Genomic DNA, 26,730 nt, shown 5'->3' on the forward strand with positions numbered 1-26,730 from the left:
CTTCGGTGCACGGCAGCAACAAAAGGGATATTTGGTTCGTCTGTTGATGAAGGCAAGCACCGCCTCGCCGAAGTCGCCGCAATGCCCCCTATGCGTCACCGACTTCCGGCGCCGTCAGTCCCGCCGGTGCGTCGCCCCATGGTGCTGCTCGCGGTGCGCGAAGGCCGCGCGCAGGTCCGGCTCGCCGATCGCGCGCACGCCCCGAAGGGCCACGGAGGTGAGATACGTACGGTCGCCGCCGCCCCCGGAGTGCCGTACCAGGGCGCTGAGCAGCCGCTGCCCGGCCGGGGAGGCCCACCGCGCGTACGGCTGGATCTCGATGCGGGCGATGACGAGGCAGCTCAGGGTGAGCACGAACGGCAGCGCGAACCACAGCGCGACCAGATGTGCCGGCATGTCCGACTGTGCGGGCGCCAGCAGGGCGATGGCGCCGAGCGCGGCCACGACCGCCGCGGCGAACCGCACCTGACGGATCGAGGCGCCTACGCCGTCGCGCGCCCCGGCGGGCACGGCGAGGCCCGCGCTGACCAGCCGGTCGCCGAGGCTGCCCACCGCGTCGGCGGCGGCCGCGGCGTCCCGCACCGGCTCGATCAGGGACTGGCCCTCCGGCCCGATCGCGCCTATCACCGAGCGTTCCATCTCGTCGCGTCCGCGGGGGTCGACGACGGTCGCCCAGCCGGTGTGGGCGAGCAGCAGCCGCTGCTGTCGCGCCATGGAGACGAGGGTCAGATCGGCGACCCGTCGGGGGCCGCCGGACAGGAAGGCGGCCTCGTACAGCGTCAGATCGTGGTCCCGGGCCGCGGTCGCCTCTTTCCTGTCCATGGCCGCGGCGTGTACGGCGGCCAGGCACAGGCGCGTGCACGCCGTGCCCGCGACGGCCCAGGCCAGCAGCAGAAGAAGCACCCAGAACATGCCGCGTTTCTATGCCAAGGCTCTGTGCGACGCCATGCCTTGTTCACAATACGGACAGAGAGTTGCCGGGATGTGACGTTCCGGATCCTGTGGACGCGGGCGTCAGGACTCGCCGGAACTGCCTTCCGGGCGCGGGCTGGTGGCGGCCGACGGCAAGGTGTACGTCGGCGACGGGGGCGGCGTCATCGGTACGGCCGGAGCGGGGTCGGAGGTCGGACCGGGCGGGGCCGGGGGCGGGGTGAGCGGCGGGGTGCTGTCGGCGACCATGTCCCGTGCCAGGGCGTCGAAGTCGACGTAACCGGTGGCCTCCAGGACCGTGATGTGGTCCAGCACGGTGGTGTTGGCGTCGTCGGCGAGCTTGCGCACCAGGGAGTTGCGTGTACTGGCCCGGACCTGGGCGACGACGGAGAAGACCTTGCCGTGCGCCAGCCGCAGGATGTTGGCGAACCGGCTGTCGTACTCCACGCCTTGGGCGGCGTTCAGGGTCGCCAGCCACTCCTGCTGCTGGTCGGTGGGTTCGTTGGGCAGTTGGAGGCTGAGCTCGGCCGCGACGTCACGCACCCGCTCGTCCAGGAACGCGTGCCCCTCGATGAGGTGCTCGCCGGCGGTCCGTACGGCCGGGGTGGTGCCCTTCTGCCGGGCCTGCCGGCCGGCGGGCAGTTCCCACAGTCCGGCCAGCCGGACCTTCGTGATGAAGTCGCGGTCGAGGGCGGACAGCGGCCCGTAGCCGGTGGAGACGGTGTCGGCGTTCAGTACGTCGAGGCCCGTCCCGGACCGGTCGGCGTACGACCAGATCGGGAAGATCATCGCCAGCAGCGTCGCCATCAGGCCCGTGATGATGATCCCGGTGCCGCTGAAGATGCCCCGGCCGTTGACCGGGGGTCGCTGTCGCTGTCGCGATCGCATGGTGCCTCCTGTTGCGGCACCGCACGTTAGTGCGCTTCGGGGGTGAGGTTGGCATATTACTTCGGCGTCCACCCCAACTGCCGTACAGGAGCGAATGGTTGCAAGCTGGTCGGTTACGGGCGAAAAGGTAGCGGTGGCGAGGGGCCTACGGTGCCAAACGCGGACCAAGCGGGCGGGTGAGGGGTCGCGCGGGCCGGGGTGTTAACCCCGGCACACTCGCGGGCCGCGGCCGCGTCCACCGGCGAGCGGGATTCGGCGTGGTCCGCTCCGGTTCACCGGCGCAGCAGCACTCGGCGCGTGGCCCGGGCCAGCCGAACTCCCGGCCGCCTCGACCGCGGCGCGGGCCCCGACCGCTCCAGCCACCACTCCCGCAACTCCGCCCGCACCCGCGCGTCCTCGCAGCGGCCGTCGGCCAGCAGATACCCGGCGAAGTCCAGCGCGTCGCGCCGGTAGCCGCCGGTCATCGGGTGCCCGTGCGTGTACCCGAGGAAGGCCCGCCGGTACCGGTCGCCGAGGATCACCGGCAACTCGGGCGCGACCTTCGCCACGACGTCCGCCCGCTTCCCGGCGAGCGCCCGCGCCTGCACACCGAGCCGCACCCGGTCGAACCCCTCCGGCACGGGCGTCCCCGCGACCAGGGCGGAGAGCAGGGCGGCCTGCGCGAGCCCAAGCCGCTGCCGGGCAGGCTCGACGACCTCCTGGGCCGACGGCGTCTCCTGGGCGGGCCTCGACTCCTGGGCCGACGCCGCCTCCCGAGCGGACGTAGTCCCCTGAGCGGACGCCGTCTCCTGGGTGGACGTCGTCTCCTGAGCGGACGCCGTCTCCCGAGCGGACGTAGTCCCCTGAGCCGACGTCGCCTTCTCGGCCCGCACCGCCACCCGTGCGGTCTCCTTCGCCGGTGTCCCGCTCGCTGCGGTCCGCTCGGCGGCGCCCTTCTCCAAAGCCCCCCGGATCGCCCCCAACTCCCGCTCCAGCTCAGCCGGTTCGGGGAAGTTCTCGTCGCGCTCCAGCAGCACCCCCGGTGGGGACACACGAGCGGCGAGGTCGGTCAGGACGTCGAGGACCGGCTGGGGGACGGGGTGGGCGTGGCTGTCGTGCCACACGCCGTCGCGTTCAAAACCGCCCGCGACATGGACGTACGCGATGGCCTCCAGCGGCAGCTCGGCGAGCGCCTTGGCCGGGTCCTCGCCCCGGTTGACGTGGTTGGTGTGCAGGTTGGCCACGTCGATGAGCAGCCGTACGCCGGTCCGGTCGGCGAGTTCGTACAGGAACTGCCCTTCGGTCATCTCCTCGCCCGGCCAGGAGATCAGCGCGGCGATGTTCTCGACGGCGAGCGGAACCGGCAGCGCGTCCTGCGCGATGCGGACGTTCTCGCAGAGCACGTCGAGGGCGTCCCGGGTGCGCGGCACCGGCAACAGGTGCCCGGCCTCCAGGACCGGCGAGGCGGTCAGCGCACCGCCCGCCCGTACGAACGCGATGTGTTCGGTGACCAGCGGCGCCCCCAGCGCCTCCACCCGCTCGGCGAGCGCGGTCAGCCGCCCGGCGTCGGGCCGCTCGGCGCCGCCGAGGCCCAGCGAGACGCCGTGCGGGACCACGGTGACGCCGCGCTCCCGCAGTCGTACCAGGGACTCCGGCAGATGCCCGGGGCAGACGTTCTCGGCGACGGCCTCGACCCAGTCGATGCCCGGCATGCGCTCCACGGCGTCCGCGATCTCCGGACGCCATCCGATTCCCGTGCCCAGTCGCTCCATCGTCCCCTCCTCGGCCTGCTCCGTGTCGGATGTGACGGGGGTATGGCCCCTGAGCAGGGAGCCGAACCCCTCGGGGGCCACCTTCAGAGCAACATTTGAGGTTGGGACCGCGCCCCGCCACAGGCTCGTACGGGCGGGACGCCCGGGATGTTCAACCGCGGGGCGTCTCCCGCAGCGCCGGATGGTCGGCGACGACCGTGCACGAGCCGGGCGCGATCTCCGTGAACCCCGCGTCCCGCACCAGCGGCAGCGCGCCGCTCGTCAGCTCACCCCAGCGCGCCGGGTCCGCGGTCCGTACGGCCAGGGGGAACCCCGCGTCACGCCAGGCTGCCCGCTCCTCGTCCGACAGCTCCCACCAGGCGAGCTGGGCCGCGTGCCCGGTCTGCGCCATCGTCTTGCCGGCCGACATGTCGAGCTCGGGGTTCAGCCAGAGCACCGGCGCCGAGGGGTCGGCGTCCACCGGCGGCTCCGGATCGTCGAGGTCGGTTCCGGACACCTGGAGCTTCGCCAGCTCCTTGGGCCAGCCGTCCAGCGGCACGGGCGGGAAGACACGCACCTCGGCCGACTTGCCGGTGACGGTGATCCCGGGCAGGCCTTCCGCCCGCCGCCACTCGGCCCCGCGGGCCCGTCGCACGACCTTGCGGATGCGGGCGTCCTGCCAGCCGCGCATGGCCTCGGCCCATTCGCCCTCGCCGAGCGAGCGCTCGTCGCTCAGGATCGTCAGCACGGCACGGGCGGAGGTCTCCAGCGCGTCGGTGCGGGCCGGGGGATCGGTCCGCTCGATACGGACGACGAGCGGGAGCACGAACTGCGGCGCCGCGTCGCGTGCGTGGGGCTCGGTCCGAAAGGGACTGTCGCCGCTGGACCTCGAATCATGGCTCACGACAGCACCTTAAGGGGCGCGGGGATCTGCGCGACCAGCCCCCACTGACCCGCAGCCGCCGTACGACAAGATGTCCCCCATGCAACGCGATCTTCGTCTGGACAACGTGGGCCGCCGCTACGGCCTGCGCGGCCCATGGGTCTTACGCGGCATCGATCTCACCGTGCGGCCCGGCACCCTCATCCGCATAGAAGGGCCCAACGGCACCGGCAAATCGACCCTCCTGCGCCTCCTGGCCCGCATAGACGCCCCCTCCGAAGGCCGCGTCACCGGCCGCCCCCGTACCGCGTACGTCCCCGAACGCTTCCCCACCGCGCTCCCCTTCACCGCCCTCGGCTATCTGACCCACCTCGGCACGGTCCACGGCCTGTCCCGGGCGGCGGCCACCCGCGCCGCCCTGGAGTGGCTGGACCGCTTCGGCGCCGCCCCCTACGCCCGTACCCCCATGGCCCAGTTGTCGAAGGGCAGCAGCCAGAAGGTCGCCGTCGTGCAGGCCTTGCTCGCCGAACCGGAGCTGCTCGTACTGGACGAGGCATGGACCGGCCTCGACACCGACGCCCGCGCGGAGCTGGAGCGGGCCGTCGCCGAACGGACCGCGGGCGGCACCGCCGTGGTGTTCGTGGACCACGACCCGCGCCGCCTGTCGGGGGCGCCCGACGCCACGTACACCGTGCGCGAGGCGGGACTGGAGCTTCGCGGTGAGCGACCACCCGCGGAGTCGGACGGTCCGCGCGTGACCGTCGTCGTCCAGGGCCCGAAGGGCGGGCAGCTCCCTGCCGAAGCGGCCCGCACGGGCGTCTCGGCCGAGGAAGCCACGCCCGGCACCCACCGTCTCACCGTGCCCGCGTCCCACTCGGACATCCTCCTGCGCGCCCTGCTCACCGCCCGGCCGCCCTGGCACGTGGTGAGCGTGAGCCCGCAGCCGACCCCTGATCACGAGAGCCACCGATGACCGCCCTGCTCAGATACCAGGCCGCCCTGCTCGCCCGCTCACAGCGCTGGCTGCCGCCGTTCATCCTGTACGTCGCGTTCCTCGGCATCGGCGTGCAGAGCGGCCAGCCGATCCTCGACTCGCTCGGCTACGCGGCCGCGGCCCTGCTGCCCGTCGCCGCCTGGCTGGTGCGGATCTGCGTCACCAACGAACCGCCCGCCGCCCGCAGTTGCGTCTCCGCGGCGGTCGGTCCCGGGCGGGCGCACCTCGCCGCGCTTCTGGTGGCACTGGCCACCGCCGTCGCCCTGGGAGCGGTCGCGGTCGTCGCCGTGACCCTGATCAGCGCCCCGGCGAGCGCGGATCACCAGATGCGCGTGCCCCGGCTTCCGGCGGGCGCGGCCGGGCTGCTCGCCGCGCTGGCCTGCGCCCTGCTCGGCACGGGCGTCGGCGCCCTCACCACCTGGCCGGTGCTGCGCTCGACCGGCCGCGCGGTGCCGACGATGCTGCTCGCGGCCCTGCTGTCCGTGGTGGTGACGGGTTCCCCGGCACAGGCGGCGGTCAGCGGCCTGGTCACGGGCTCGCGCTCGGGCACGGTCCCGATGCCGGTACTGCCCCTGGCGGCCGCGGCGCTGCTCACCGCGGCGGCGACCGCGGCGGCCTGCGCGCTCACGTCCCGCAGGTCACCCTGAGCAGGCCGTGCGCTGCGCCTCCTGCCATTCGCAGACCGGGCACAGCGTGATCCCCTTGTACGACTCCGGGTACTCCGTCGGCTCCCGGCACAACACGCAGTCCGCATACGGCGGCCCCTCCGCCTTCGGCGGCTTCGCCGCGTCGGCGATCGTGCAGTAGTCCTCGCTCATGACTCCAGCGTAGGACGCTCAGCCCCGCCCGCTCGCGGCCCCGATCAGCTCGGACACCTTCACCAGCCGGAAACCCCGCGCGCGCAGCTCCGGGACGACGCTGCGGACCACCCGCTCGGTCGTCGGGGCGGCACTGCGCGTGCAGTGCAGGACGACCACGGACCCGGGCCGTACCCCGCGCCGCACCTCCCGGGCGACCGCGGCGGCGTCCGTCGCGAACGCGTCCCCGCTCACCACGTCCCACTGCACGGCCGTGACACCGAGGGGGGTCAGCGCTTTGAGGACCCGCCGGTCGTAGCACCCGCCCGGAAACCGGAAGTACGGCATCGCATCGCGGATCCCCACCTTCCGGAACACCGAGTACGCCCGCTCCACGTCCGCGCGCATCCGCTCCTCGCCGATGGTCGGCAGCCCGTAGCAGTGATCGGTGAAGGCGTAGTGGCTGTAGGAGTGGTTGGCGACCTCGAAGAGGGGGTCCCGGCCGATGGACCGGGCCTGCCGCGGGTACTCCTGCGCCCACCGCCCCGTCATGAACACGGTCGCCGGCACCTTCAACTCCCGCAGCGCCGCGATCAGTCCGGGATTGTCGAACCGCTCGCCCTGCGCCGCCCGCGGCCCCTGGTCGGCGGTCATGTCGGCGTCGAAGGTGAGCGCGACCCTCCGGCCCCCGTCGCGTGGTCCGTGCTCGAAGACGGGGGTCGTGCCGGCCGGGCCGGGCGCGAGCGTCGGCGGCTTGACCACGGGGGAGGCGGCGGTGGCGCTGGGTGCCGGGAGGGGAGCACGGGTCGTCTCGTGCGCCCCGCACGCGGCGAGCGTGCTGAGGGCCGCGACCAGGGCGCAGACCGCGGTGACGCGTCGTACAGGAGTGATCACCGAATGAAGATATGGTGATCAAATGGCCATTTCGCCATACCGGCAGGTGTGCCGGGCCCGTGTCACCCGCCCGGCGGGCCGGCCCTCCCGGCCCTTTCAGTCCTTGCGGGTGCAGGTGCCCGTCGGTGCGGAGGCCGGTGGGCGGCACTGGAGGCCGAACTCCGCCGGGTTCTTGCTCAGGTAGCGGCCGATGCAGGTGTTCACCGTGGTGCGGTCATGCTCGGCGCAGAAGCTCAGGGCCGCACGGCCGTCGGGAAAGGGGCCCGGGGCGTAGAACACCCAGAAGCCGCCGCGCAGGGAGGCGTAGTCGTCGCTGCGCAGGACCTTGGCCTGGGGGACGGAGCGACGGATCGTGGCGAGCCTGCTGTCGCGGTTGGCGATGCCCGCGGAGACGGGTTCGGAGTGGAGCTGGGCGATCCAGCGGCCGGACGGGTTGCCGACGGGTGTGCGAGTGGGGGTCTTGCGGATGGGCGACGGCGACGGGGACGGCTGCTGGTTCGGCCGGCCGGGTGTGGATGCCGCGGTCGACGGCTTCGTGTTGGCGCCCGCCTTGTCGCCGCCGGTGCCGCCGTCGGTGTCGCCGGTGCGCAGCGTGAGGACCAGTGCCGTGGCCGTGGCGAGCGCCAGCGCCACGGCCGCGGCCGCCACGAGGGGCGTGCGGCGCCGGGTGCCGCCCGCTCGCTGCGGGACCGTGGGGCGCGGGGTGTCCAACTGGGTGGGGGTGGGCGCCGGCATCGGGTGCGGCGCGGTCGCGGTCATCGTCGGCTGGGCGGTCCAGTACGGCGTCGCCCCCGACTCCACCTGCGCCAGCATCGCGTCCAGTTGCGCGGCGTCCGGGCGGGCCGCCGGATCCCGGACCAGCAGCGCTTCGAGCACCGGCGTCAGCGGGCCCGAGCGGGACGGCGGAGGCAGCGGGTCGTCGAGCACGGCGGCCAGGGTGGCGAGGGTGGTCGGGCGGCGCAGCGGGCTGATGCCTTCGGCGCAGACGTACAGCACGACGCCCAGCGACCAGAGGTCGGCGGCGGGGTCGTCGCCATGGCCCCGGATCCGCTCCGGTGCCATGTACTCGGGCGAGCCGACGAGTTCACCGGTGGCCGTGAGGCCCGTCGTGCCCTGGAGGACGGCGATGCCGAAGTCGGTGAGGACGGCGCTGCCGTCGGGCCGCAGCAGGATGTTGGCGGGCTTGACGTCCCGGTGGTGGATGCCCGCGGCGTGCGCGGCCCGCAGGGCGGCGAGTACCTGCCGGCCGAGCCTGGCCGCCCCGGCGGGCGTCAACGGACCCTCGTCCAGCCGCTGTTGCAGCGAGACGCCCGGCACCAGCTCCATGACGATCCACGGATGCGGTTCCGCGGCGACGATCTGATGGACCGTCACCACGTTGGGGTGGCTGAGCCGGGCAAGCGCCCGCGCCTCCCGCATCACGCGCTCGCGCACCACGCCGACCGTGTCCGCGTCGGACCGCACCGCCTTGAGCGCGACCTCGCGGTCGAGCACCGTGTCGCGAGCCCGCCACACGGTGCCCATGCCTCCACTGCCGAGCCGTTCCACCAGCTCGAAGCGGCCGTCGACGACATCCCCCGGTGCGTTCATGCCGCACAGGTTAGAGGACGCCGCGGAGGGGAGGCTTCCGCGGGGAGTCCCGTGATCCGGCCGTCACTTGCGCCAGGGTCCGGTCACCGCGAACGTCGTGCCCGGTGTGTAGCAGTTGACGTACATCGTCCGGCCGTCCGGCGAGAACGTGACCCCGGCGAACTCGCCCCACTCCGGCTCCTCGGGGGTGCCGAGGTTCTGGGCGTTGCGTGCCATCGCGTACACCTCGCCGTGCCGTGTCACGCCGAAGACGTGCTGGGCGCCGTTGCCGTCCTCGCAGACCATGAGGCCGCCGCTGGGAGCGAGACAGATGTTGTCCGGGGACTCGCCGGGCAGCCGCACGTCCGTGTCGGGGCCGAAGACGATCACCAGGGTGAGCCGGCGGGCGGTGGGGTCGTAGCGCCAGATCTGGCCGTAGTGGTCGGCCGCCGAGCCCTCGGCGCTGTGGGCGAAGGAGGAGACGAAGTAGACGCTGCGACCGCCCCAGTAACAACCCTCCAGCTTCTGCGCGTGCGTGATGCCCTTCGGGCCGAAGTCCTGGAGGCGGATGGGGGTCCGGGTGGCCAGCGGGTCCGGTACGTCGACCCACTCGATGTTCTCGAAGCTCGCGCCCGGCTCCTGGATCGACGACAGGTCGGGCACACCCGGCACCCGCATCGCCTGGAGCCGGCCGCCCGCACGCAGGGTGCCCAGGCCGCCGTGCGGCTGGTGCGGCAGGAAGCGGTAGAAGAGGCCGAAGGGCTTGAGGAAGGCGTCCTCGGTCTCGTAGACGACGCCACGCCCCGGGTCCACCGCGATCGCCTCGTGCTGGAAGCGGCCCATCGCGGTCAGCGGGACCGCGCCTGAGGCGTACGGGTTCGCCGGGTCGACCTCGAAGATGAAGCCGTGGTCCTTGGTGTAGCCGTTGGTGCCGGCCCGGTCCTCGGTCTCCTCGCAGGTCAGCCAGGTGCCCCAAGGGGTGGGCCCGCCCGCGCAGTTGACGGCCGTACCGGCGATGGCGACCCGCTCCGACAGGACGTTGCCGTGCCGGTCGAGCGTCAGGGCCGTACAGCCGCCCTTGCCGGCCGGGTCGTACGTGAGGCCCGCGACCGTGGGGACGGGGACCCTGCCGTCGGCGCGGTTCTCGTGGTTGCGGACCAGATGGACGCGACCGCCCCTGCCGGGCAGGGCCGTCATGCCGTCGTGGTTGGACGGGACCGGGCCCTCGCCCGAGCGGAGCCGGTCGCCCTCGCGGGAGAGGACCCGGTAGCGGAAACCTTCCGGCAGATCGAGCAGACCGTCGGGGTCGGGGACGAGCGGGCCGTAACCGGTGTGGCCCAGGTTCTGTGCGGCGGCGGTGCCCGCGAAGAGTTCGGAGACATTTCCCGCGAAGGCGATCGAGACGCCCAACGCTCCGGTGCGGGCGAGAAGCTGACGACGTGTCGTGGAGTCGGACGCGGCTACGGGCGCGTTTTCGGACATGGGGCAGCCTTCCTGCTGGCGGACAGGAACTGTGACCCCGCTGTGTCTATCATCTGCCTCGGGCCTCTGGAACCACGCGCGTAGCACGTGTCACTTGTCGGAGGCGTCCTCGATGATGTCGTCGATCGTCCGCTCGACCTCCCGCTCGGGCGGAGGCTCGATCGCCGGCTCGGCCGGGGGCTCGACGGCCAACTGGTCGCCGTTGTCGGCGGAGCTCTCCACGGCGGGAGCGGCATAGCGCCGCGGGGTCGGCTTGTCTTCGTGCTCCTCGCCGCCCCTCTCCAGGAAGCGCAGCAGCTCCACCGGGATGGGCAGGACCAGCGTGGAGTTCTTCTCCGCGGCCACCGCCATCACCGTCTGCAGGAGGCGCAACTGGAGCGCGGAGGGGGTGTCCTCCATCTGATGGGCGGCCTCGGCCAGCTTCCTGGACGCCTGCAGTTCGGCGTCCGCGTTGATGATGCGGGCCCGCCGCTCACGGTCGGCCTCGGCCTGCCTCGCCATGGAGCGCTTCATCGACTCCGGCAGTGACACGTCCTTGATCTCGACGCGGTCCACCTGCACGCCCCAGCCGATGGCCGGGCTGTCGATCATCAGCTCCAGGCCCTGGTTGAGCTTCTCGCGGTTGGAGAGCAGGTCGTCCAGGTCGCTCTTGCCGATGATCGAGCGCAGGGACGTCTGCGCCATCTGCGAGACCGCGTACTTGTAGTCCTCGACCTTGATCAGCGCGCTCGCGGGCTCGATCACCTTGAAGTACACGACCGCGTCCACGCGCACGGTCACGTTGTCGCGGGTGATGCCCTCCTGGGCCGGCACCGGCATCGTGACGATCTGCATGTTGACCTTGTGCAGCCGGTCCACGATCGGAACGATCAACGTGAACCCGGGAGCCCGTACCTCTCCCGCGAGCCGCCCGAGCCGCAGGACCACCCCGCGCTCGTACTGTTTGACGACCCGCGCCGCGGCCGCCACGTACACGGCTCCCGCGGCAGCCACTCCCGCGACGATGCCCAGTACTTCCTCGACCATGACGACCTCCTCATCGAGAGGTCCGTTCCGTACGCTCCTGTAACGGTATGCCCTGTAAAGATAAGCCCGCTGTCTGGTCCGGGGCCACGGTCGGCCCCGGACCAGGGGTCATGCCTCACCGGGGGTCATGCCTCGCGGTGGGGGTACGCCGGTCAGGGCGCCGTGACCCGCACCGGTTCCGTGCCCGCCGCACTGTGCCGCTCGGCCCAGTTCTCCAGGGCCGTACGGCAGGCGTGGTCGAGGTGGTGCAGCCCGGAGAGGTTCAGCTCCACCGGGCGGTCCTGCGGCAGGGCCTCCAGGCTGTCGAGGATCTTCGGCAGCCTGAGGAAGGTCGCGTTGCCCGACAGGTACGCCTGGATGGGTCCCGCGCCCTTGTCGATGACCTCCAGCTTCACGTGCGAGGCCTCCCAGGCGGTCTTGGCGACCGACAGGGCCAGACCGATCAGCACGCCCTCGAACATGTTCACCGCGACGATCGACAGGGCGGTGACGACGAGGATCAGCGCCTCGCCCCGGTGGCCCCGCCACAGGGAGACGATCCCGCGGAAGGGGATCAGCTTGAAGCCGGCGTGGACCAGGATGCCGGCCAGCGCGGGGATCGGGATCAGGGCCAGCGTGGCGGGCAGCAGCGCCGCGAACAGCAGCAGCCACACGCCGTGCATGACCCGGGACGCCTTGGTCCTCGCGCCCGCCTGGACGTTGGCGGAGCTGCGCACGATGACCGCGGTCATCGGCAGCGCGCCGAGCGCACCGCAGACCGTGTTGCCGGCGCCCTGCGCCATCAGCTCCTTGTCGTACTCGGTGCGCGGCCCGTCGTGCAGCCGGTCCACGGCCGCCGCGCTGAACAGCGACTCGGCGGACGCGATGAGGGTGAAGGCGACGATCGTGGCGAGCACGCCGACGTTCGCGAGCTCGCCGAACGCGCTCAGGGACGGCGGCTGGACGGAGCCCAGCAGGCCCTTGACCTCGACGGTGGCGACCGGCAGCGCGAACACCGCGGTGACCAGTGTGGCCAGACCCACGGCCGCCAGCGGGCCGGGAACGGCGCGCACCGGGCGCGGCAGGCGCTTCCACAGCACCAGTACGGCTATGGTGCCGGCGCCCAGTGCGATGGAGGCCAGCGCCTCGGTGTCCCCGGCTGCCCGGGCGAGCGCGCCGGGCAGCCCGGCTATCTTCTCCAGACCCGAGGCGGGCGCCTTGGTGTCCGCGACGGCGTAGAGCTGGCCGGCGATGAGCACCAGGCCGATACCGGCCAGCATGCCCTCGACCACGGAGACCGAGATGGCCCGGAACCAGCGCCCCAGCTTCAGGGCGCCCATGAGGAGCTGGAGCAGGCCCGTGGCGAGCACCAGCACACCGAGGACCGGCAGCCCGAACTCCTGGACGGCCTCGTAGACCAGCACCGTCAGACCTGCGGCGGGCCCGGAGACCTGGAGGCTGCTGCCGCGCATCAGCCCGGTGACGATGCCGCCGACTATGCCGGTGACGAGCCCGAGCTCGGCCGGGACTCCGGAGGCGACGGCCACGCCGACGCACAGCGGCAGCGCGACCAGGAAGACGACCAGCGAGGCGGCGAAGTCCTGCCGTATGTGAGGGAACTTGGTCAGCATGGCCATCACAGCGCCTCGAACGCGTCGGTCTCGGCGCTGTGGGCGCGCACGGCGCCCTTGTGCACCTCGTAGTACCAGGCGTGCAGGGCCAGTTGACGCTCCTTCAGCTTCTTCTCGATGAACGGGTACGAGCGCAGCCGCAGCAACTGCGTCAGCACATGGGCCTGGACGCCCTCGGCGACCTCCGGGTCCTCGGCGGCACCGGTGGGGCGCGGGGTGGCGTTCGCGAGCCAGTCGCGCACGGCCGGCACGGCGTCCAGGTCGTCGCCGCGCACCAGCGCGCCGACGGCCCCGCAGTGGGAGTGGCCGCAGACCACGATGTCGCGCACGCCGAGGACCTCCACGGCGTACTCGATGGTGGCCGCCTCGCTGGTCGGGTGCTCGGAGGCGTACGGCGGGACGATGTTGCCCGCGGTGCGCAGCTCGAAGAGCTCGCCGGGGCGGGCGCCCGTGATCAGGGCCGGGACGACCCGGGAATCGGAGCAGGTGATGAACAGGACCTGCGGAGACTGCCCTTCGGCGAGCCTGGCGAACTCCTCAGGGCGCTGTCCGAACATGCGGGCGTTGTCGATGAGGGGCTGCATGTGTGGTGACTCCTCCTGGCGCGCCGCTGTTGGCGCGTCGGGGTTTGCATGACAGAGGTGGGGGGACTGCTCTGCTTCTCAGCAGCGGAAGACCTGAAGCGCGGCCGGGGTGTGCGACGTCGACGATCTCGACGTGCGGTCATGCGCCGAGCCGGGTATGGCGGGCGCGTACGCGGCGGCGGGGTCCCGGCTGAGCAGGGGCCGGTCGGGCGTCGTGGGCCCGCAGTCGGCGAGGCGTGAACGGTCCCGGGTGCGCAGTGGACCGGTCGGGTCCCCATCACCCGACGGTGTGCACTCGCGGGACATGAGGGTTTCGTCGCGCAGCGCCTTCCCGGAGGGTTTGATTCCGGGAAGGGCCTTGGCCTCGGCCTGACTGACCGTATGCGCGTGTGCGAAGGAAGCGGTGGGTGCGAAGAACTGGAGGGCGATCAGGACAGCGGCGAGGATCGAAACCACGGTCCGGGCCGTCGTACCTCGGAACATACGCCTCCCTCCAGACGCTCCACACCTCATATGCATGCCAACGCTTGGTCAACCGTTGGTCAAGAAACACATTAGCCCGGCAAAGTTGTTTGCAGGGTTAACTTAACGTTTCAACCTGAAGAGAGCCTGAAATGGCAGGGTGGCATGGCTTGAACTCCCCCTTGACCAGGGGGAGTTCAGGGATGGCGGGGCGTCAGGCGGCGACGAGGCCCTTGGCGTCGCGCGCCAGGGCGGTGAGTCGCGAGATGGCGCGGAAGTACTTCTTGCGGTAGCCGCCCTTCAGCATCTCCTCGCTGAAGAGCCGATCGAAGGGCAACCCCGAGGCCAGGACCGGGACTTCACGGTCGTAGAGCCGGTCGGCGAGCACGACGAGCCGCAGCGCGGTGGACTGGTCCGGAATCGGCTGCACGTCGGTGAGGCACACGGCCTTCAGGCCATCGGTCAACGCACCGTAACGACTGGGGTGGACGCGGGCGAGGTGCTCCAGCAGATGCGGGAAGTCGTCGAGCGAGGCGCCTTCGGTGGCGTACGCCGCCTTCGTCACCTGTTCGTCGGAGTACGGCGCCGGCGCCTCGGGCAGACCGCGGTGGCGGTAGTCCTCGCCGTCGATGCGCAGGGCGCGGAAGTGGGCCGCGAGGCCCTGGATCTCACGCAGGAAGTCGGCCGACGCGAAGCGGCCCTCGCCGAGCTTGCCGGGCAGCGTGTTGGAGGTGGCGGCCAGCGCCACGCCCGCGTCGACGAGCTTGCCGAGCAGGGTGGAGACGAGGACGGTGTCGCCCGGGTCGTCGAGCTCGAACTCGTCGATGCACAGCAGCCGGTGACCGGAGAGGGTCTGCACCGTCTGCTGGAAACCGAGGGCGCCCACGAGGTTGGTCAGCTCGACGAACGTGCCGAACGCCTTCAGGGCCGGCTCGGCCGGGGTGGCGTGCCAGAGGGAGGCGAGCAGGTGGGTCTTGCCGACGCCGTAGCCGCCGTCGAGGTAGACGCCGCGAGGCCCGGCCGGGGTCTTGGGGGCCTTGGACCGGCCGAATCCGAGGAAGCCGCGCTTGGCCTTGCCCGCGCCGCTCGCGTGCGCCCCGCCGAGCCCGCCCGCGAAGGACTCCAGGACCCCGACCGCCTCGGTCTGGCTGGGCTGGTTCGGGTCCGGGATGTAGGTGCTGAAGCGGACCGAGTCGAAGCGGGGCGGCGGCACCATCTCGGCGACCAGGCGGTCCGCCGGCACGTGCGGCTCACGGGCGCACAGGGACAGCGGGCTCGCTTCGGCTATCGCGCTCGGCTTGGACGCGGCTGTGGAGGACGACACGGGTCACCATGGTAAGCGCCGTGCCACACTCCTTGACATGCGACGCCTGTTCCCTGTGACCGATGAAACAGCAGCGAGGGCCTCCGGCGGTTCGGCCGGGGAAGGCGGGGGTGGAGCGGCCGGAGGTGGGCCTGCGGCCGGTGGTCCCGGAGGGGCGCCCGGCGGCGGGTCGGGCGGCATGACCGGTGGCGGTGCCCGTGCGGGTGCGGGGTCCGGTGGCGGGTCTGCCGGGTCCGGTGGCGCGGCGGGTGCCGGCGCCCAGGAGGCCGGCGTTCCCCGGGGCGGGGCTCGTGGCGGTGCCGTCGGCCTTCCCGGTGGCGACCTCGTCGACCGTGAGTGGAGCCTCGCCGAGCTCGCTGTCGCCTACGCCTATCCGGAGCCCGGCCCCGGCGATCCGCAGCCCTGGCTGCGGGCCAACATGGTGTCCACGCTGGACGGGGCCGCTCAGCACGACGGCCGGTCGCAGCCCATCTCCACCGCGGCCGACATGCGGATCTTCGGCACGCTGCGGGCGCTGGCGGACGTCGTGATCGTCGGTGCCGAAACGGTACGGCAGGAGGGGTACCGCCCCGCACGCGCGCGTGCGGAGTTCGCCGAGGCGCGTGAAGCGGCCGGGCAGGGGCCGGCGCCCGCCATCGCGGTGATCAGCGCGAGCCTCGACCTGGACTTCGGCCTGCCGCTGTTCACCTCGCCCTCGGTACCCACGCTGATCCTGACCGGCGCCGCCGCGGCCCCCGACCGGATGGCGGCGGCGGAGAAATCGGGCGCCCGGGTGGTGATCGCCGGTGACGGCGTCGGCGTGGACCCCGTCCGTGCCGTCCGGGCCCTGGCCGAACTCGGGTACACCCGTCTGCTGACCGAGGGAGGGCCGCGGCTGCTCGGCCAGCTCGTGGCGTCGGGCGTGCTCGACGAGCTCTGTCTGACGATCTCCCCGATGCTCACCGCGGGCGACGCCCAGCGCATCGCCGGCGGGCCATCGGTGGCGGTCCCGAAACGGTTCGAGCTGGTGTCCCTGCTGGAGGAGGAGGGTTTCCTGTTCAGCCGGTACCGGCGGAGTTGAGGTTAGGCCGACCCGGAAATGGGTTCTATGGATGCGATGCCGTGATCCTGAAAACGGCGGAATTGGCCGTTCCGTTTAGCTTCCGCCGGGCACACTAAAACTCGCAGTCCCCGTGCGAGCGCGGGGCAGGATGGTTTCCGCAGAAGGGGCGCCCCGGTGTTCACAAGCGTTTTGATGATCGAGAAGGCCCTGACGTCCGCCGACGTGGAGTTCGTCACCACTTTGCACGGTGACGAGGAGGTCGCCTTTCATCTGCTGCTCCAGCCGCGCGGCGAGCAGGCCGACAGATTGCTGCGCGCCATCGACGACATCGCCCTCGGCGAGCTGGACGAGGCGGTCCGGGAGGGAGAGACCCCCGAGGGGAAAGAAGCGCTGAGCATGGGGGAGCGGGCGCTGGAGGTGTCGCTCACGGCGCTGCGCACGGCCGGGGCACAGGCGGACGGGCGACTCCTCGAGGACCATCCGCTGGACGCGCTCAGGGCCGTGGTGGACGAGGTCGGCGCGGACGAGGTGATCGTGCTGACCGATCCCCACTACGTGGAGGAGTTCTTCCACCGGGACTGGGCGTCGAGGGCCCGGCACAAGGTGGGGGTGCCGGTGCTGAAGCTGTTCTCGCACAGCGAGGCGTAGCGGCTCGCCGGGAGCGCCGTGCGGGACCGGGGGAATTGCCGGGTGCCGGTTGTCGGTGGCTGGTCGCGCGGTTCCCCGCGCCGCTTGGGTGGGCACCGGTCCCGGTGTCCCATGCGCGGGGAGAGCCTCCTCACCCAATAGGCTGGGGCCTCACCGTCGTATCGCAATCCTGGGAGAACACGCATGGCACCCGGCATTCCCACCGCCATGGACCGACCGCACTTCATCGGCATCGGCGGGGCCGGGATGTCCGGGATCGCGAAGATCCTCGCGCAGCGCGGGGCCGCGGTGGCCGGCAGCGACGCCAGGGAGTCGGCGACCGCCGAGGCGCTGCGGGCGCTCGGCGCGACCGTGCACATCGGGCACGCGGCGGAGCACCTCGCCGACGACGCCAGTTGTGTCGTGGTGTCGTCGGCGATCCGGCAGGACAACCCGGAGCTGGCCCGCGCCGCCGAGCTGGGCATCCCGGTGGTGCACCGCTCCGATGCGCTCGCCGCGCTGATGGGCGGCCTGCGCCCGATCGCCGTCGCCGGCACGCACGGCAAGACGACCACCACGTCGATGCTGGCGGTCTCCCTGACCGAGCTGGGCCTGAAGCCGTCGTACGCCATCGGCGGCGACCTGGACGCCCCCGGCTCGAACGCCCTGCACGGCGACGGCGACATCTTCGTCGCCGAGGCGGACGAGTCGGACCGCAGCTTCCACAAGTACGCGCCCGAGGTCGCGATCGTGCTGAACGTGGAGCTCGACCACCACGCCAACTACGCGTCGATGGACGAGATCTACGAGTCCTTCGTGACGTTCGCCGACCGCATCGTCGAGGGTGGGACGCTGGTGATCTCGGCGGACCAGGACGGGGCGCGCGAGCTGGCCCGGCGGGTGTCCGGGACCGTGCGGACGGTGACGTACGGCGAGGCCGAGGACGCCGACGTACGAGTGCTGTCCATCGTGGCGCAGGGGCTGAAGAGCCAGGTCACCGTCCTGCTGGACGGCCAGGAACTCACCTTCGCGGTCTCCGTCCCGGGCCGCCACTACGCCCTGAACGCGGTCGCCGCCCTCGCGGCGGGCGCGGCGCTGGGCGTCCCGGCCGCCGAGCTGGCCCCGGCGATCGCGGCCTACACCGGTGTGAAGCGGCGCCTCCAGCTCAAGGGCGAGGCCGCGGGCGTCCAGGTCATCGACTCCTACGCCCACCACCCGACCGAGATGACCGCCGACCTGGAGGCGATGCGGGCCGCCGCAGGGGACGCCCGGATCGTGGTCGTCTACCAGCCCCACCTGTTCTCCCGCACCCAGGAGCTCGGCAAGGAGATGGGCGACGCCCTCGCCCTGGCCGACGCCTCGCTGGTCCTGGACATCTACCCGGCCCGCGAGGACCCGATCCCCGGCATCACCAGCGAGCTGATCATCGAGGCGGCCCGGGCGGCGGGCGCCGAGGTGACGGCCGTGTCCGACAAGAGCGAGGTGCCCTCGCTCGTCGCGGGAATGGCGAAGCCCGGTGATCTCGTTCTCACCATGGGCGCGGGCGATGTCACCGACCTCGGCCCGCTCATCCTGGACCGCATGTCGAAGTGAGGGGCACACACCCATGTCGTACGACGTCGAGAAGCCGGACGAGCAGTGGCGCACGGAGCTGACCCCGGCCGAGTACGCCGTCCTGCGCGAGGCCGCCACGGAGCCCGCCTTCACCGGTGAGTACACCAACACCAAGGCCAAGGGCGTCTACTCCTGTCGCGCCTGCGGCGCCGAACTCTTCACGTCCACCACCAAGTTCGAGTCGCACTGCGGCTGGCCGTCCTTCTACGACCCGAAGGACACCGACGCGGTCGAGCTCATCGAGGACCGCTCGCACGGGATGGTGCGGACCGAGGTGCGGTGCGCCCGCTGCGGGTCCCACCTCGGGCACGTCTTCGAGGGCGAGGGGTACGCGACGCCGACCGACCAGCGCTACTGCATCAACAGCATCTCGCTGCGGCTGACAGCGGACGAGGACTGACCGCCGACGAGGACTGACCGCCGGTCCGCGGCCGGTGGCACGTCCGGGTGCGCTGGCACGGGTGATGCGGGTGTTCCTAGACTCGTAATCCGGAAGGCGGGTCGGAGGTCCGGCCCGGCGTCGCGATCCGTGCGGGAAGGCGGTGGCGGCTCGTGCCGTACGTCGCTGTGAGTGCGATCAGCCATCCGGGACTGCTGCGCGAGCGGAACGAGGACAGCCTCGTCGTCGGGCCGTGGACCCTGTGCGGCACTGTGACCGAGAATCCGCAGACCCTGGTCTTCCCGCTCGGGACTCCCCTCGTCGTGGCCGTCGCCGACGGGCTCGGGGGGCATCCCGGCGGGGATGTGGCCAGTTCCCTGGTCGCCCGGCAGCTCTCGGCGCTGGGGCCGGCCCTGAGCAGCGAGGTCGCCGTCCGCGAGGCCGTGAACGCCTGCAATCGCGCCGTCTACCAGGCGGCCGGCGGCGACCAGGAGACCGAGCTCACCGCCATGGGTACGACGGTCGCCGGTGTCGTCGTGCAGTCCGACTCGGTGCTGGTGTTCAACGTGGGCGACAGCCAGGTCTTCGCGGCCGGGGGCGACGGGCTGCGCCAGGTCAGCGTCGACGACAATCCGCCGCACCCGCCCGGCCGGACCGTCTCCCTGGTCACCCAGTGCCTGGGCGGCTCGCCCGCCTACCGTGCCGTCCAGCCCCACGTCACGTCCGAGACCCCGGCACCGGACGAGCGCTATCTCATCTGCTCGGACGGCCTCACGGACCCGGTGACCACGGACGTCGTGGAGGAGATCCTGGGCGAGCACGACGACGGCCGTGCGGCCTTCGAGCTGTGGAAGGCCGCGATCGAGGCCGGCGGGCCCGACAACATCACGGTGGCCGTGGTGCGGATCGGGCGGGAGTAGCGGCGCGTCCTTGGTCCCTTCCCGGTCAGAGGATCTTGCGCTGGACCATGATCGAGAGCACCAGCGCACCGGGCAGCAGCGGGACCCAGACCGTCAGGACGCGGAAGCCGATGACGGTCGCCGCGGCCAGGCCCATCGGGGCGCCGAAGGTGACCATCGTGAACACCAGGGCCGCGTCCACGGGGCCGATTCCGCCGGGTGCGGGTACGGCTCCGACGGCCGTGCTCGCCAGGAGGAGGGCCAGGGTCACCTGCGTCCAGGACAGCGGCAGACCGAGCGCGAAGCCGACCGAGGCGATCACGCTCGCCTGCAGCAGCGGGGTGGCCGCCGCGCCGCCCCAGAGCGCGAGGACGCGGCTGGGCCGGGTGTGCAGGATGCGGGCGTCGGTCAGGGCGGTGCGTACGAAGCCGAGGAGGGGGCGGCGCAGCGCTCGTACCGTCGTCATGAGTACGGCCGTCGTGACGAGGGCCGCCACCACGCCCGCGGCCACCAGGGCCAGGGTCCGCCGGTCCGGGATGAGCTCGCCCAGGTGCAGCAGCTCGGGGAAGGCTATGAGGAAGCCGAGCAGCACGACCGTCTTCGCGACCGGCTTGGCCAGCGAGTACAGGGCGAGTGACGCGGTTCCCCGGGCCAGGGGTATGCCCTGGCTCTGGAGGAAACGCAGGGTGACGGCGTGGGCGCCGATGGACGCCGGCAGGACGTGGTTGGCGGCGCCGGCCGCGAACTGCGACGCCAGCAGCAGGCCCGGCGGCAGCCGGTCCGGTATCGCCCCTTGGCGCACCAGCGCGGCGACCACCCACCCCATGCAGGTGAAGAAGAGGCCGGCCAGCAGCCACCAGGGGTCGGCGGAGGCGAGCCGGGCGACGCCGTCACGAACGGTGCGCCAGTCGGCCGCCGCCCACGCCCCGATCAACAGGAGCGGAAGCAGCGTCAGCACGTGGCGGGCGAGGCGCGCGGGGGTGAGGAGGGAGCGGGCGGGGGCTGCGGGGGCGGTGGGGAGGGCCGGGGCCGCGGAGACGGTCGGGAGAGTTGGGGCCGCGGAGACGGTGGGGAGGGCTGGGGCGGAGGGTACGGCGGCAGCGGGGACTGCGGGGAGGGCCGGGGCCGCGGGGACGGCGGGGAGAGCTGGGGCCGCGAGTACGGCCGGGAAAGTCGGGACCGTGGGGACGGTCGGGAAAGTCGGGGCCGCGGAGATGGCGGGGGCGGGGCAGGCGGGCAGCGGTCCGGGGAGATCGCTGAGCGGGAGCGAGGAGGACACGGCGCGGTCGTCCTTCCGCGTCGCACCCGCGCGGACGCGAGCGGACGGCTAGAGGGCGAGGGCAGGAGGGCTAGAGGGCAAGGGCAGGAGGGGACGACGGCAACGTGCCCGCCCGGCGTGAAGTGACGGTGTCCGGGAACCGACGGGGCGTCGGCGGATGAGCGACGACGCGCTGCGGAGCGGAGTGCCGGCGCACGAGCGGGTCGGAGAGGCGGCCGGGGTGTGCGGCTCCGGGGCGCCGGGTTTACACGCGCGCGTGCCGGGGCGAAGTCGTGCCAGGAGTGAACCAGCCGTGGCGGGGTGTGTGGTTGACGCCGAAGCGGAGGGAATGGATGGGATCCTCCTCGGGCCGGGCCCGCCCGCGGTCCGGGGCTTTGCTCCTGTGCGGGGCTTGGCCTTGTTCGTCCGTTCGTCCGTTCGTCGTGAACGTACTCGAATGTAACAACCACCATGGGCGTCAATGAATAGTGATTTGGACCAGAGCTCGCCAGACCGGGCACCGGCCTACGTCGTCGGCCTGGACGCCGGCGGCACCCGCACGCGCGCCGTCCTGGCGCCCGCGGGCGACGGTGATCCCGAAGGCGAGGGCGTCTCCGGGCCCGGCAACGCCCTGACCGTTCCCGGGCACCAGCTCACCGAGCACCTCGCCGAGGCCATCGGCCTAGCCGTGCCCAGGGAGCTGCGCGGCCAAGTGGTGGCCGTGGCGGGCGGGTTCGCCGGCGCCTCGCGCACCGCGCCGGACGAGGCGGGACGGGTCCGGGCGTACGCCGCGCTCACCGTGGCGCTGAGCCATCTGGGCATCGGCGCCGGCGTGGTCGAGATCCACAGTGACATGGAGGCCGTGTTCGCCTCGGCGCCCGGCCATCCCGCCGACGGACTCGCACTGGTGGCCGGCACCGGCGCGGTGGCGGTGCGCATCGACGGGCGCGCCTGCATCGAGACCGCCGGCGGCGACGGCTGGCTGCTCGGCGACGACGGTGGCGGCTTCTGGATCGGGCGCGAGGCGGTACGAGTGGCGCTGCGCATGGCGGACGGGCGGGGCGGGCCCACTGCGCTCGGCGCGTCCGTCGGGCGGGCGTTGGGCGTCCCGGAGGACGTCCTGCCGCCGGACGCCCCGGGCCCGTACGACGTGGCGTCCTGGACCCGGGCCCGGCGCGAGGCCTACCGCGAGCACGTGCTCCCCACCGTCATGGACCGCCCGCCGATGCGACTGGCCGAACTCGCACCGCTGGCAGCCGAAGCGGCCCGGCACCAGGACACGGTCGCCGACGGGATCCTCGCCACGGCCGCCGACCACCTCACCGACACCGTCCGCGCACTCGCCCCGCGCCCCGGCGAACGGATCGTCGTGACCGGCGGCCTCCTCGGCCCGGACGGCCCACTGACCGCCCCCCTCACGGCCCGGCTCCGGCCCCTGGGGCTCACGCTCGACCGGGTGACGGACGGCTGCCGGGGCGCGGTGGCTCTCGCCCGGCTCGCCATCTGAACGCACTGCCGCGCACGGGGAACGCGCACGCGCCACCGACAGGACAGGAGTCACGGCGTCCGAGTTGCTCGTCAGAGGGGGCCGACCGCACGGGGCAGCGCGCACGCGCCGCCCGTCGGAAGGGTGCGCTCAGCGCGTGCGCCGGGACTTCACCGAGTGCTGCGAGGCGATGTGGTCCGTCAGCGCCAGCGAGGCGCTCGCGCGCTGGTAGGAGAGCTGGGCGACCCGGACATAGAAACAGTCGATCAGCACCAGGACAGAGTGCCGGCCGCCGGTGCCGGTGAGGAAGTTGGTCTCCGAGGCGGTCGAGATCAGCCGGATGTCGGCGGCCCTGGCGAGCGCCGAGCGTGGGTCCGAGGTGATCGCCACGGTCGTGGCGCCGCGCTCCTTGGCCAGCTCCAGCGGCTCGACGGTCTCCCGGGTGGCCCCGGAGTGCGAGATACCGACGGCCACGTCCGCCGGGGTGAGCAGGGCGGCCGAGGTGGCGGCCGCGTGCACCTCGGTCCAGCCGCGCACCGCGCAGCCGATCCGGAACAGGCGGGTCTCGGTCTCCTGCGCCACGGGCCCGCTGCCGCCGACCCCGTACACATCGATCCGGCGGGCCCGCGCCGCCGCCAGCGCGGCCCGCTCGATCGCGTCGAGGTCGATGCGGTCGATGGTCTGCTGCACCGCACGCAGATCCGTGCCGACAGGCGCACACTGGAAAGGTGCTGTCGGTGCTCAAGGGGGTGTCGGCATGGCTGTGTCGGAGTGCACGAAGGTGCGGCTGTGGCGGTGGCGGCGCAATCCGCTGCGGCGGCGAAGCGACGTCATCGAGGCCTGGGTCGTTCTGTGCGGATGGCTGCTCGCGCTGGTCGGCGCCGTCTTCGGGGGCCTGGCGGCGGCGGACGCGGTCGTGCGCTCGGCGGAGCACCAGCGGGCCCAGAGCCACAAGGTGACGGCAGTCCTGGTGAAGGACGCGGAGGATCCGGGGCCGGCGCGGGTGACGAGCGACCATCTGGTGTGGGCCCCCGTCCGCTGGACCGACCCGAACGGCTCGACGCGCACGGACGAGGCGCGGGTGCCGCCGCACACGAAGGCGGGCGGCAAGGTCGACGTATGGACGGACCGCAGCGGGGTCCTGCCCAAGGAGCCGCTGTCGCAGACCGAGATGCTGCTGCACGCGGTCGCCGGAGGTTTCCTGGCCGGGGCGGGCACCGCGGGCCTCGTGCTGGGGTCCGCCTGGGTGGTTCGGCTCGGGATCGAGCGGCGCCGCCTGGACCAGTGGGCCGCCGAGTGGGAGCGGCTGGACACGCCGTGGGGGTGGAAGACGGGTTGAAGCGGACGCGATGAGCTGCGTTCAGGGCCCCGGAGCGACTCCGGGGCCCTGCTCAGTCCACCGTCACCCGACGGTCACTTGACATCCGCGCTCGGCAGCGCCGACGGGGACGCGGTGTTCAGGTCTTCCAGGCCCTTGGGGATGGCGAGCGTGAGGACCGGCGCGCCCGGCTGGGGCGCGGGCGGGGTCATCTGGTCCTTGGGGAGCTTCGGCGGGGTGGTCTGCTGGAAGTTGTTCGCGTCGAAGTTCACCATGCCCGTCTTCTCCAGGATGGTCATGTGGTCGAGCACGGTGTCGTTCGCCAGGTCCGCAAGCTGACGGACCATCGAGTTCTGCGTGGTGCCCCGGATCTTCGCGATCACCGGGAAGATCTGCCCGTGCGTCACCCGCATGATCGCGACACCCGTGGCGTCGAACTCCTTGCCCGTCTTGGAGTCCACCGTCGCCACGAACTGCTGCTGCTGCGGGCTGGCCTGGTTGGGCAGCGTGATGTTCAGCTCGGATGCGAGCTTGCGGCAGGCGAGATCGAGCCGGGCATGTCCGACGACCAGGTGCTGGCCCGCCTCCTTCATCTCCGGGGTGGTCCCGCGCTGCATCGCCATCATGCCCAGCGGGTGCTCCCACAGCCCGGCGGCGCGGACCTTGACGACGAAGTCCCGGTCGGCCTCGGTCAGCGGCCCGTACTGCGTGTTGGCGATGACGCGGTCCTGGCTGGCGGAGGTGGTCTCCACGCCCAGCATGGCCGGGTAGGCGAGCGCGGAGAGGGTGAGGACGAGCGCGCCTCCCACGAAGACGGTTCCTACCATGCGGCGCGAGATGGGCATCGTGCCTCCTGACGTGAGCGGCTTGGTCTCCAGGAGGTACGGATGGAACGCGCGAAACAATCACCGCCGCGGGAAAAAATTCGGCGCCCGCTGTGCGTCGTCCGTCACAGTCGCCCGCGAACAGCGCGCAGGGCCCCTGCCGTTCGGCCGTCACGGAGCCCGGCGGCCCAGGGCGACCAGGGCGCCCACCTGACGTGCGTACTCGGTCGGATGGGTGACGTGCGGGATATGGCCGGCGCCTTCGAAGGTGTACGTCGCCGCCCGCGGGAGCGCGCCGGAGAGCCGGCCGACGATCGTGGCGAACCACGGCGGGCTCTCGCTGCCCTTCGTCAGCAGGGCCGGCCCGGTGTAGCCGGAGAGGCCGCCGAGGTCGAGGTCGGCCCACTCCGGGTCGCCCTGCTCGTCCGCGAACGTGGGCGCGTTGACGCGGAAGGTCTCCCGCACCCGGTCCGGCATCCGCTCCCACTCCCCGGGGCCGAACGCGACCTCCTCCACGAACTGCCGCGCTCCCGCGAGCGTTTCGCCCGCCCGCAGTCGGTCGACGACGGATGCCATGTGCCGCTCGGCCTCGGCCAGCAACGGCCCCGACTCGGGATCGTCGGTCACGACGCCCAGCAGCGGCGGCTCGTGCGCGAGGACGCCCCTGAAGAGCTCGGGGCACCGGCCGGCCAGCCCCAACGCGGTCGACGCGCCGAAGGAGTTGCCCGCGACGAAGGCGGGGGCGAAGCCGAGGGTCTCCATCAGCGCGGCCAGATCGTTCTCGTCCTCACGCCGTGACCCCTGCCCCGGCGGGCACTGGCTCCGGCTGTGTCCGCGACGGTCGTAGATCAGCACCCGGTGGTCCCGGGTGAGGTCCTTCAGCACCGGCACCCAGTTGTAGTGGTCGCCCCAGGACCCGTGGACCAGGACCAGCGGATCGCCCTCGCCGGCGATCTCGTAGTAGAGCTCGACGCCGTTCACCGCGGCATGTGGCATGTCCGTTCTCTCCCCGTTCTCCTGTGGTCGATCAGCGCAGGTGCCGGTCGAAGAAGTTCATCGTGACGTCCATCGACTCCGCCCACCGCGGCCCGAAGGTGTGCCCCTCGCCCCGGTACGTCCGCAGCTCCACATCCTTGCCCGCTCCCTCGAACGCGGCGACCGTCGCCCTCGTCCAGGCCAGGGGGCAGGTGTCGTCGGCGGTGCCGTGGTGGATCAGCAGGGGCTCGGTGACCCGGTCGGCATAGGTGACCGGCGAGACCTGCCGCCAGAACTCGGGGTTCTCCTCGGGCGTGCCGTGCGCGGACTCGATCTCCTCGACCAGCGGGTCGCCCTCGGGCCGCTGGAACCGGTCGATGTTCTCCTCCGGGTGGGAGCTGACCGGCGCGTATACGACGGCGGCGTCGACCAGCCCGGGTGCCACGACCAGCGTGTTGTACACGACCCCGCCGCCCATCGACCGCCCGAGCAGCCCGATCCGCCGGTCGTCGACGCTCGGCCGGGCGGCGGAGCGCAGTGCGTGTACGGCGTTGATGACGTCCTCGGTGTAGCCGAGCCGCAGGCTGACGTCGTTGTCGGGGTCGTCGTCGGAGCCCGCGTGGTTGCGGTAGTCGGTGTGCAGGACGACGTAGCCGTTGCGGGCGAGGACGTCCTGCTCCCGGGGCATGCCGCGGCCGGTGGTGTAGACGGCCGGGTCGATGTAGCCGTGCGCCAGGACCAGGGCCGGGAACGGACCCTCGCCCCGGGGGACGTTCATGACGCCCGAGATCGTCAGACCGTTGGACCGGTAGGTGACGGCGTACTGCGTGTAGGCGTCGGTACGGACCCGCACCGCACCGAGGCGCAGGTCCGAGCCGTGGTGCTCGCGCCGCATCAGCGCCGGGAGGGAGACCGGGTCGGCGGGGGCGGGGGCGGGGGCGGGGGAGGCGGGGGCCGTCGCGGTGGAGGGTTCGCTTCCGGCCCGGGCCGACGTCGAGGGGGCGCGGGTGGGTGCGGTGCCCCCGCCGTCGCTCCCGGTGCAGCCGACGGCGACCACCAGCGTCAGCCCGGCGGCGAGGCCGATGAGGCCCCGTAGTGACCGCATGGGGTCGAGTATGGCGCGGATCGGTGGGGT

Annotated in this window: 26 protein-coding genes and 1 pseudogene; 9 read left to right on the forward strand and 18 right to left on the reverse strand. The window is 72.5% G+C overall.

Features of this window, described 5'->3' with window-relative positions; translation table 11 throughout:
- Window positions 1-114: 114 nt before the first annotated feature.
- The 4 genes from ACZ69Q_RS01205 to ACZ69Q_RS01220 all read right to left on the reverse strand — a co-directional run bounded on the left by ACZ69Q_RS01205 (window position 115) and on the right by ACZ69Q_RS01220 (window position 4,452).
- The gene (locus ACZ69Q_RS01205) at window positions 115-912 is read right to left on the reverse strand and encodes a TIGR04222 domain-containing membrane protein (protein WP_471034216.1); all 798 of its coding nucleotides are present in this window, start codon (window positions 910-912) and stop codon (window positions 115-117) included.
- Between the two features lie 102 nt (window positions 913-1,014).
- The gene (locus ACZ69Q_RS01210; RefSeq protein ID WP_471034217.1) at window positions 1,015-1,818 is read right to left on the reverse strand and encodes a DUF4142 domain-containing protein; all 804 of its coding nucleotides are present in this window, start codon (window positions 1,816-1,818) and stop codon (window positions 1,015-1,017) included.
- A gap of 272 nt (window positions 1,819-2,090) precedes the next feature.
- On the reverse strand, window positions 2,091-3,569 hold the full coding sequence (locus ACZ69Q_RS01215) for an MbnB/TglH/ChrH family RiPP precursor modification enzyme (RefSeq protein WP_471034220.1): 1,479 nt from the start codon (window positions 3,567-3,569) through the stop codon (window positions 2,091-2,093).
- Window positions 3,570-3,720: 151 nt separating this feature from the next.
- Window positions 3,721-4,452 (reverse strand): peptidyl-tRNA hydrolase, encoded by a 732-nt coding sequence (locus ACZ69Q_RS01220; protein WP_471034222.1) that lies wholly within the window; start codon window positions 4,450-4,452, stop codon window positions 3,721-3,723.
- Window positions 4,453-4,531: 79 nt separating this feature from the next.
- Here ACZ69Q_RS01220 and ACZ69Q_RS01225 point away from each other — a divergent pair, with 79 nt between their 5' ends.
- Both ACZ69Q_RS01225 and ACZ69Q_RS01230 read left to right on the forward strand, forming a co-directional pair.
- Entirely contained in the window at window positions 4,532-5,404 is an 873-nt protein-coding gene (locus ACZ69Q_RS01225; RefSeq protein WP_471034224.1) for an ABC transporter ATP-binding protein, read from the forward strand.
- On the forward strand, window positions 5,401-6,072 hold the full coding sequence (locus tag ACZ69Q_RS01230; protein WP_471034226.1) for an ABC transporter: 672 nt from the start codon (window positions 5,401-5,403) through the stop codon (window positions 6,070-6,072). Before ACZ69Q_RS01225 ends, ACZ69Q_RS01230 begins: the two co-directional genes overlap by 4 nt.
- On the opposite strand, the gene ACZ69Q_RS01235 is transcribed toward ACZ69Q_RS01230, so the two are convergent.
- The 9 genes from ACZ69Q_RS01235 to zapE form a co-directional block, all read right to left on the reverse strand.
- Complete coding sequence (locus ACZ69Q_RS01235; RefSeq protein ID WP_471034228.1) at window positions 6,064-6,243, reverse strand: hypothetical protein; 180 nt, start codon at window positions 6,241-6,243, stop codon at window positions 6,064-6,066. The two genes, ACZ69Q_RS01230 and ACZ69Q_RS01235, sit on opposite strands and share 9 nt — an antisense overlap.
- 18 nt (window positions 6,244-6,261) lie before the next feature.
- Window positions 6,262-7,116, reverse strand: a complete 855-nt coding sequence (locus tag ACZ69Q_RS01240) for a polysaccharide deacetylase family protein (protein WP_471034230.1) — start codon at window positions 7,114-7,116, stop codon at window positions 6,262-6,264.
- Between the two features lie 96 nt (window positions 7,117-7,212).
- Window positions 7,213-8,706: a serine/threonine-protein kinase gene (locus tag ACZ69Q_RS01245; protein WP_471034232.1), complete on the reverse strand. Its 1,494-nt coding sequence runs from the start codon at window positions 8,704-8,706 to the stop codon at window positions 7,213-7,215.
- Between the two features lie 63 nt (window positions 8,707-8,769).
- On the reverse strand, window positions 8,770-10,167 hold the full coding sequence (locus ACZ69Q_RS01250) for a PhoX family protein (protein WP_471034234.1): 1,398 nt from the start codon (window positions 10,165-10,167) through the stop codon (window positions 8,770-8,772).
- Window positions 10,168-10,257: 90 nt separating this feature from the next.
- On the reverse strand, window positions 10,258-11,193 hold the full coding sequence (locus ACZ69Q_RS01255) for a slipin family protein (RefSeq protein ID WP_471034237.1): 936 nt from the start codon (window positions 11,191-11,193) through the stop codon (window positions 10,258-10,260).
- 152 nt (window positions 11,194-11,345) lie between these two features.
- Complete coding sequence (locus tag ACZ69Q_RS01260; protein WP_471034240.1) at window positions 11,346-12,803, reverse strand: SulP family inorganic anion transporter; 1,458 nt, start codon at window positions 12,801-12,803, stop codon at window positions 11,346-11,348.
- Window positions 12,804-12,808: 5 nt separating this feature from the next.
- Entirely contained in the window at window positions 12,809-13,387 is a 579-nt protein-coding gene (locus tag ACZ69Q_RS01265) for a carbonic anhydrase (RefSeq protein WP_471034243.1), read from the reverse strand.
- 78 nt (window positions 13,388-13,465) lie between these two features.
- Window positions 13,466-13,870: a hypothetical protein gene (locus ACZ69Q_RS01270; protein WP_471034245.1), complete on the reverse strand. Its 405-nt coding sequence runs from the start codon at window positions 13,868-13,870 to the stop codon at window positions 13,466-13,468.
- 193 nt (window positions 13,871-14,063) lie between these two features.
- Entirely contained in the window at window positions 14,064-15,173 is a 1,110-nt protein-coding gene (zapE, locus tag ACZ69Q_RS01275) for a cell division protein ZapE (protein ID WP_471034247.1), read from the reverse strand.
- 178 nt (window positions 15,174-15,351) lie between these two features.
- Here zapE and ACZ69Q_RS01280 point away from each other — a divergent pair, with 178 nt between their 5' ends.
- From ACZ69Q_RS01280 to ACZ69Q_RS01300, 5 genes are all read left to right on the forward strand, one after another.
- On the forward strand, window positions 15,352-16,233 hold the full coding sequence (locus ACZ69Q_RS01280) for a pyrimidine reductase family protein (RefSeq protein WP_471034248.1): 882 nt from the start codon (window positions 15,352-15,354) through the stop codon (window positions 16,231-16,233).
- A gap of 156 nt (window positions 16,234-16,389) precedes the next feature.
- Window positions 16,390-16,863 (forward strand): indole-3-glycerol phosphate synthase, encoded by a 474-nt coding sequence (locus tag ACZ69Q_RS01285; protein WP_471034251.1) that lies wholly within the window; start codon window positions 16,390-16,392, stop codon window positions 16,861-16,863.
- Between the two features lie 183 nt (window positions 16,864-17,046).
- Window positions 17,047-18,435, forward strand: a complete 1,389-nt coding sequence (murC, locus tag ACZ69Q_RS01290; RefSeq protein ID WP_471034253.1) for a UDP-N-acetylmuramate--L-alanine ligase — start codon at window positions 17,047-17,049, stop codon at window positions 18,433-18,435.
- A 13-nt stretch (window positions 18,436-18,448) separates the two neighbouring features.
- On the forward strand, window positions 18,449-18,856 hold the full coding sequence (gene msrB / locus ACZ69Q_RS01295) for a peptide-methionine (R)-S-oxide reductase MsrB (RefSeq protein ID WP_471034255.1): 408 nt from the start codon (window positions 18,449-18,451) through the stop codon (window positions 18,854-18,856).
- A 152-nt stretch (window positions 18,857-19,008) separates the two neighbouring features.
- Window positions 19,009-19,755: a PP2C family protein-serine/threonine phosphatase gene (locus tag ACZ69Q_RS01300; RefSeq protein WP_471034258.1), complete on the forward strand. Its 747-nt coding sequence runs from the start codon at window positions 19,009-19,011 to the stop codon at window positions 19,753-19,755.
- Window positions 19,756-19,780: 25 nt separating this feature from the next.
- On the opposite strand, the gene ACZ69Q_RS01305 is transcribed toward ACZ69Q_RS01300, so the two are convergent.
- Window positions 19,781-21,013 carry a lysylphosphatidylglycerol synthase transmembrane domain-containing protein gene (locus ACZ69Q_RS01305; RefSeq protein WP_471034261.1) on the reverse strand — a complete coding sequence of 411 codons (1,233 nt, stop codon included), beginning with the start codon at window positions 21,011-21,013 and terminating at the stop codon, window positions 19,781-19,783.
- A gap of 460 nt (window positions 21,014-21,473) precedes the next feature.
- Here ACZ69Q_RS01305 and ACZ69Q_RS01310 point away from each other — a divergent pair, with 460 nt between their 5' ends.
- The gene (locus ACZ69Q_RS01310; RefSeq protein WP_471034263.1) at window positions 21,474-22,499 is read left to right on the forward strand and encodes a BadF/BadG/BcrA/BcrD ATPase family protein; all 1,026 of its coding nucleotides are present in this window, start codon (window positions 21,474-21,476) and stop codon (window positions 22,497-22,499) included.
- A gap of 129 nt (window positions 22,500-22,628) precedes the next feature.
- Here the strand turns inward: ACZ69Q_RS01310 and ACZ69Q_RS01315 are convergent.
- A pseudogene (locus tag ACZ69Q_RS01315) lies at window positions 22,629-23,180 on the reverse strand (MurR/RpiR family transcriptional regulator); the annotation flags it as partial.
- 55 nt (window positions 23,181-23,235) lie between these two features.
- Between ACZ69Q_RS01315 and ACZ69Q_RS01320 the strand changes: the two are divergent.
- Window positions 23,236-23,817 (forward strand): Rv1733c family protein, encoded by a 582-nt coding sequence (locus ACZ69Q_RS01320; protein ID WP_471034266.1) that lies wholly within the window; start codon window positions 23,236-23,238, stop codon window positions 23,815-23,817.
- A 74-nt stretch (window positions 23,818-23,891) separates the two neighbouring features.
- On the opposite strand, the gene ACZ69Q_RS01325 is transcribed toward ACZ69Q_RS01320, so the two are convergent.
- From ACZ69Q_RS01325 to ACZ69Q_RS01335, 3 genes are all read right to left on the reverse strand, one after another.
- On the reverse strand, window positions 23,892-24,641 hold the full coding sequence (locus ACZ69Q_RS01325) for a DUF4142 domain-containing protein (protein WP_471034269.1): 750 nt from the start codon (window positions 24,639-24,641) through the stop codon (window positions 23,892-23,894).
- A gap of 150 nt (window positions 24,642-24,791) precedes the next feature.
- Window positions 24,792-25,616: an alpha/beta fold hydrolase gene (locus ACZ69Q_RS01330; protein WP_471034272.1), complete on the reverse strand. Its 825-nt coding sequence runs from the start codon at window positions 25,614-25,616 to the stop codon at window positions 24,792-24,794.
- A 31-nt stretch (window positions 25,617-25,647) separates the two neighbouring features.
- Complete coding sequence (locus tag ACZ69Q_RS01335; RefSeq protein ID WP_471034276.1) at window positions 25,648-26,700, reverse strand: alpha/beta hydrolase family protein; 1,053 nt, start codon at window positions 26,698-26,700, stop codon at window positions 25,648-25,650.
- Window positions 26,701-26,730 lie beyond the last annotated feature (30 nt).

The sequence above is a fragment of the Streptomyces sp. NPDC036764 genome, from assembly GCF_055609385.1.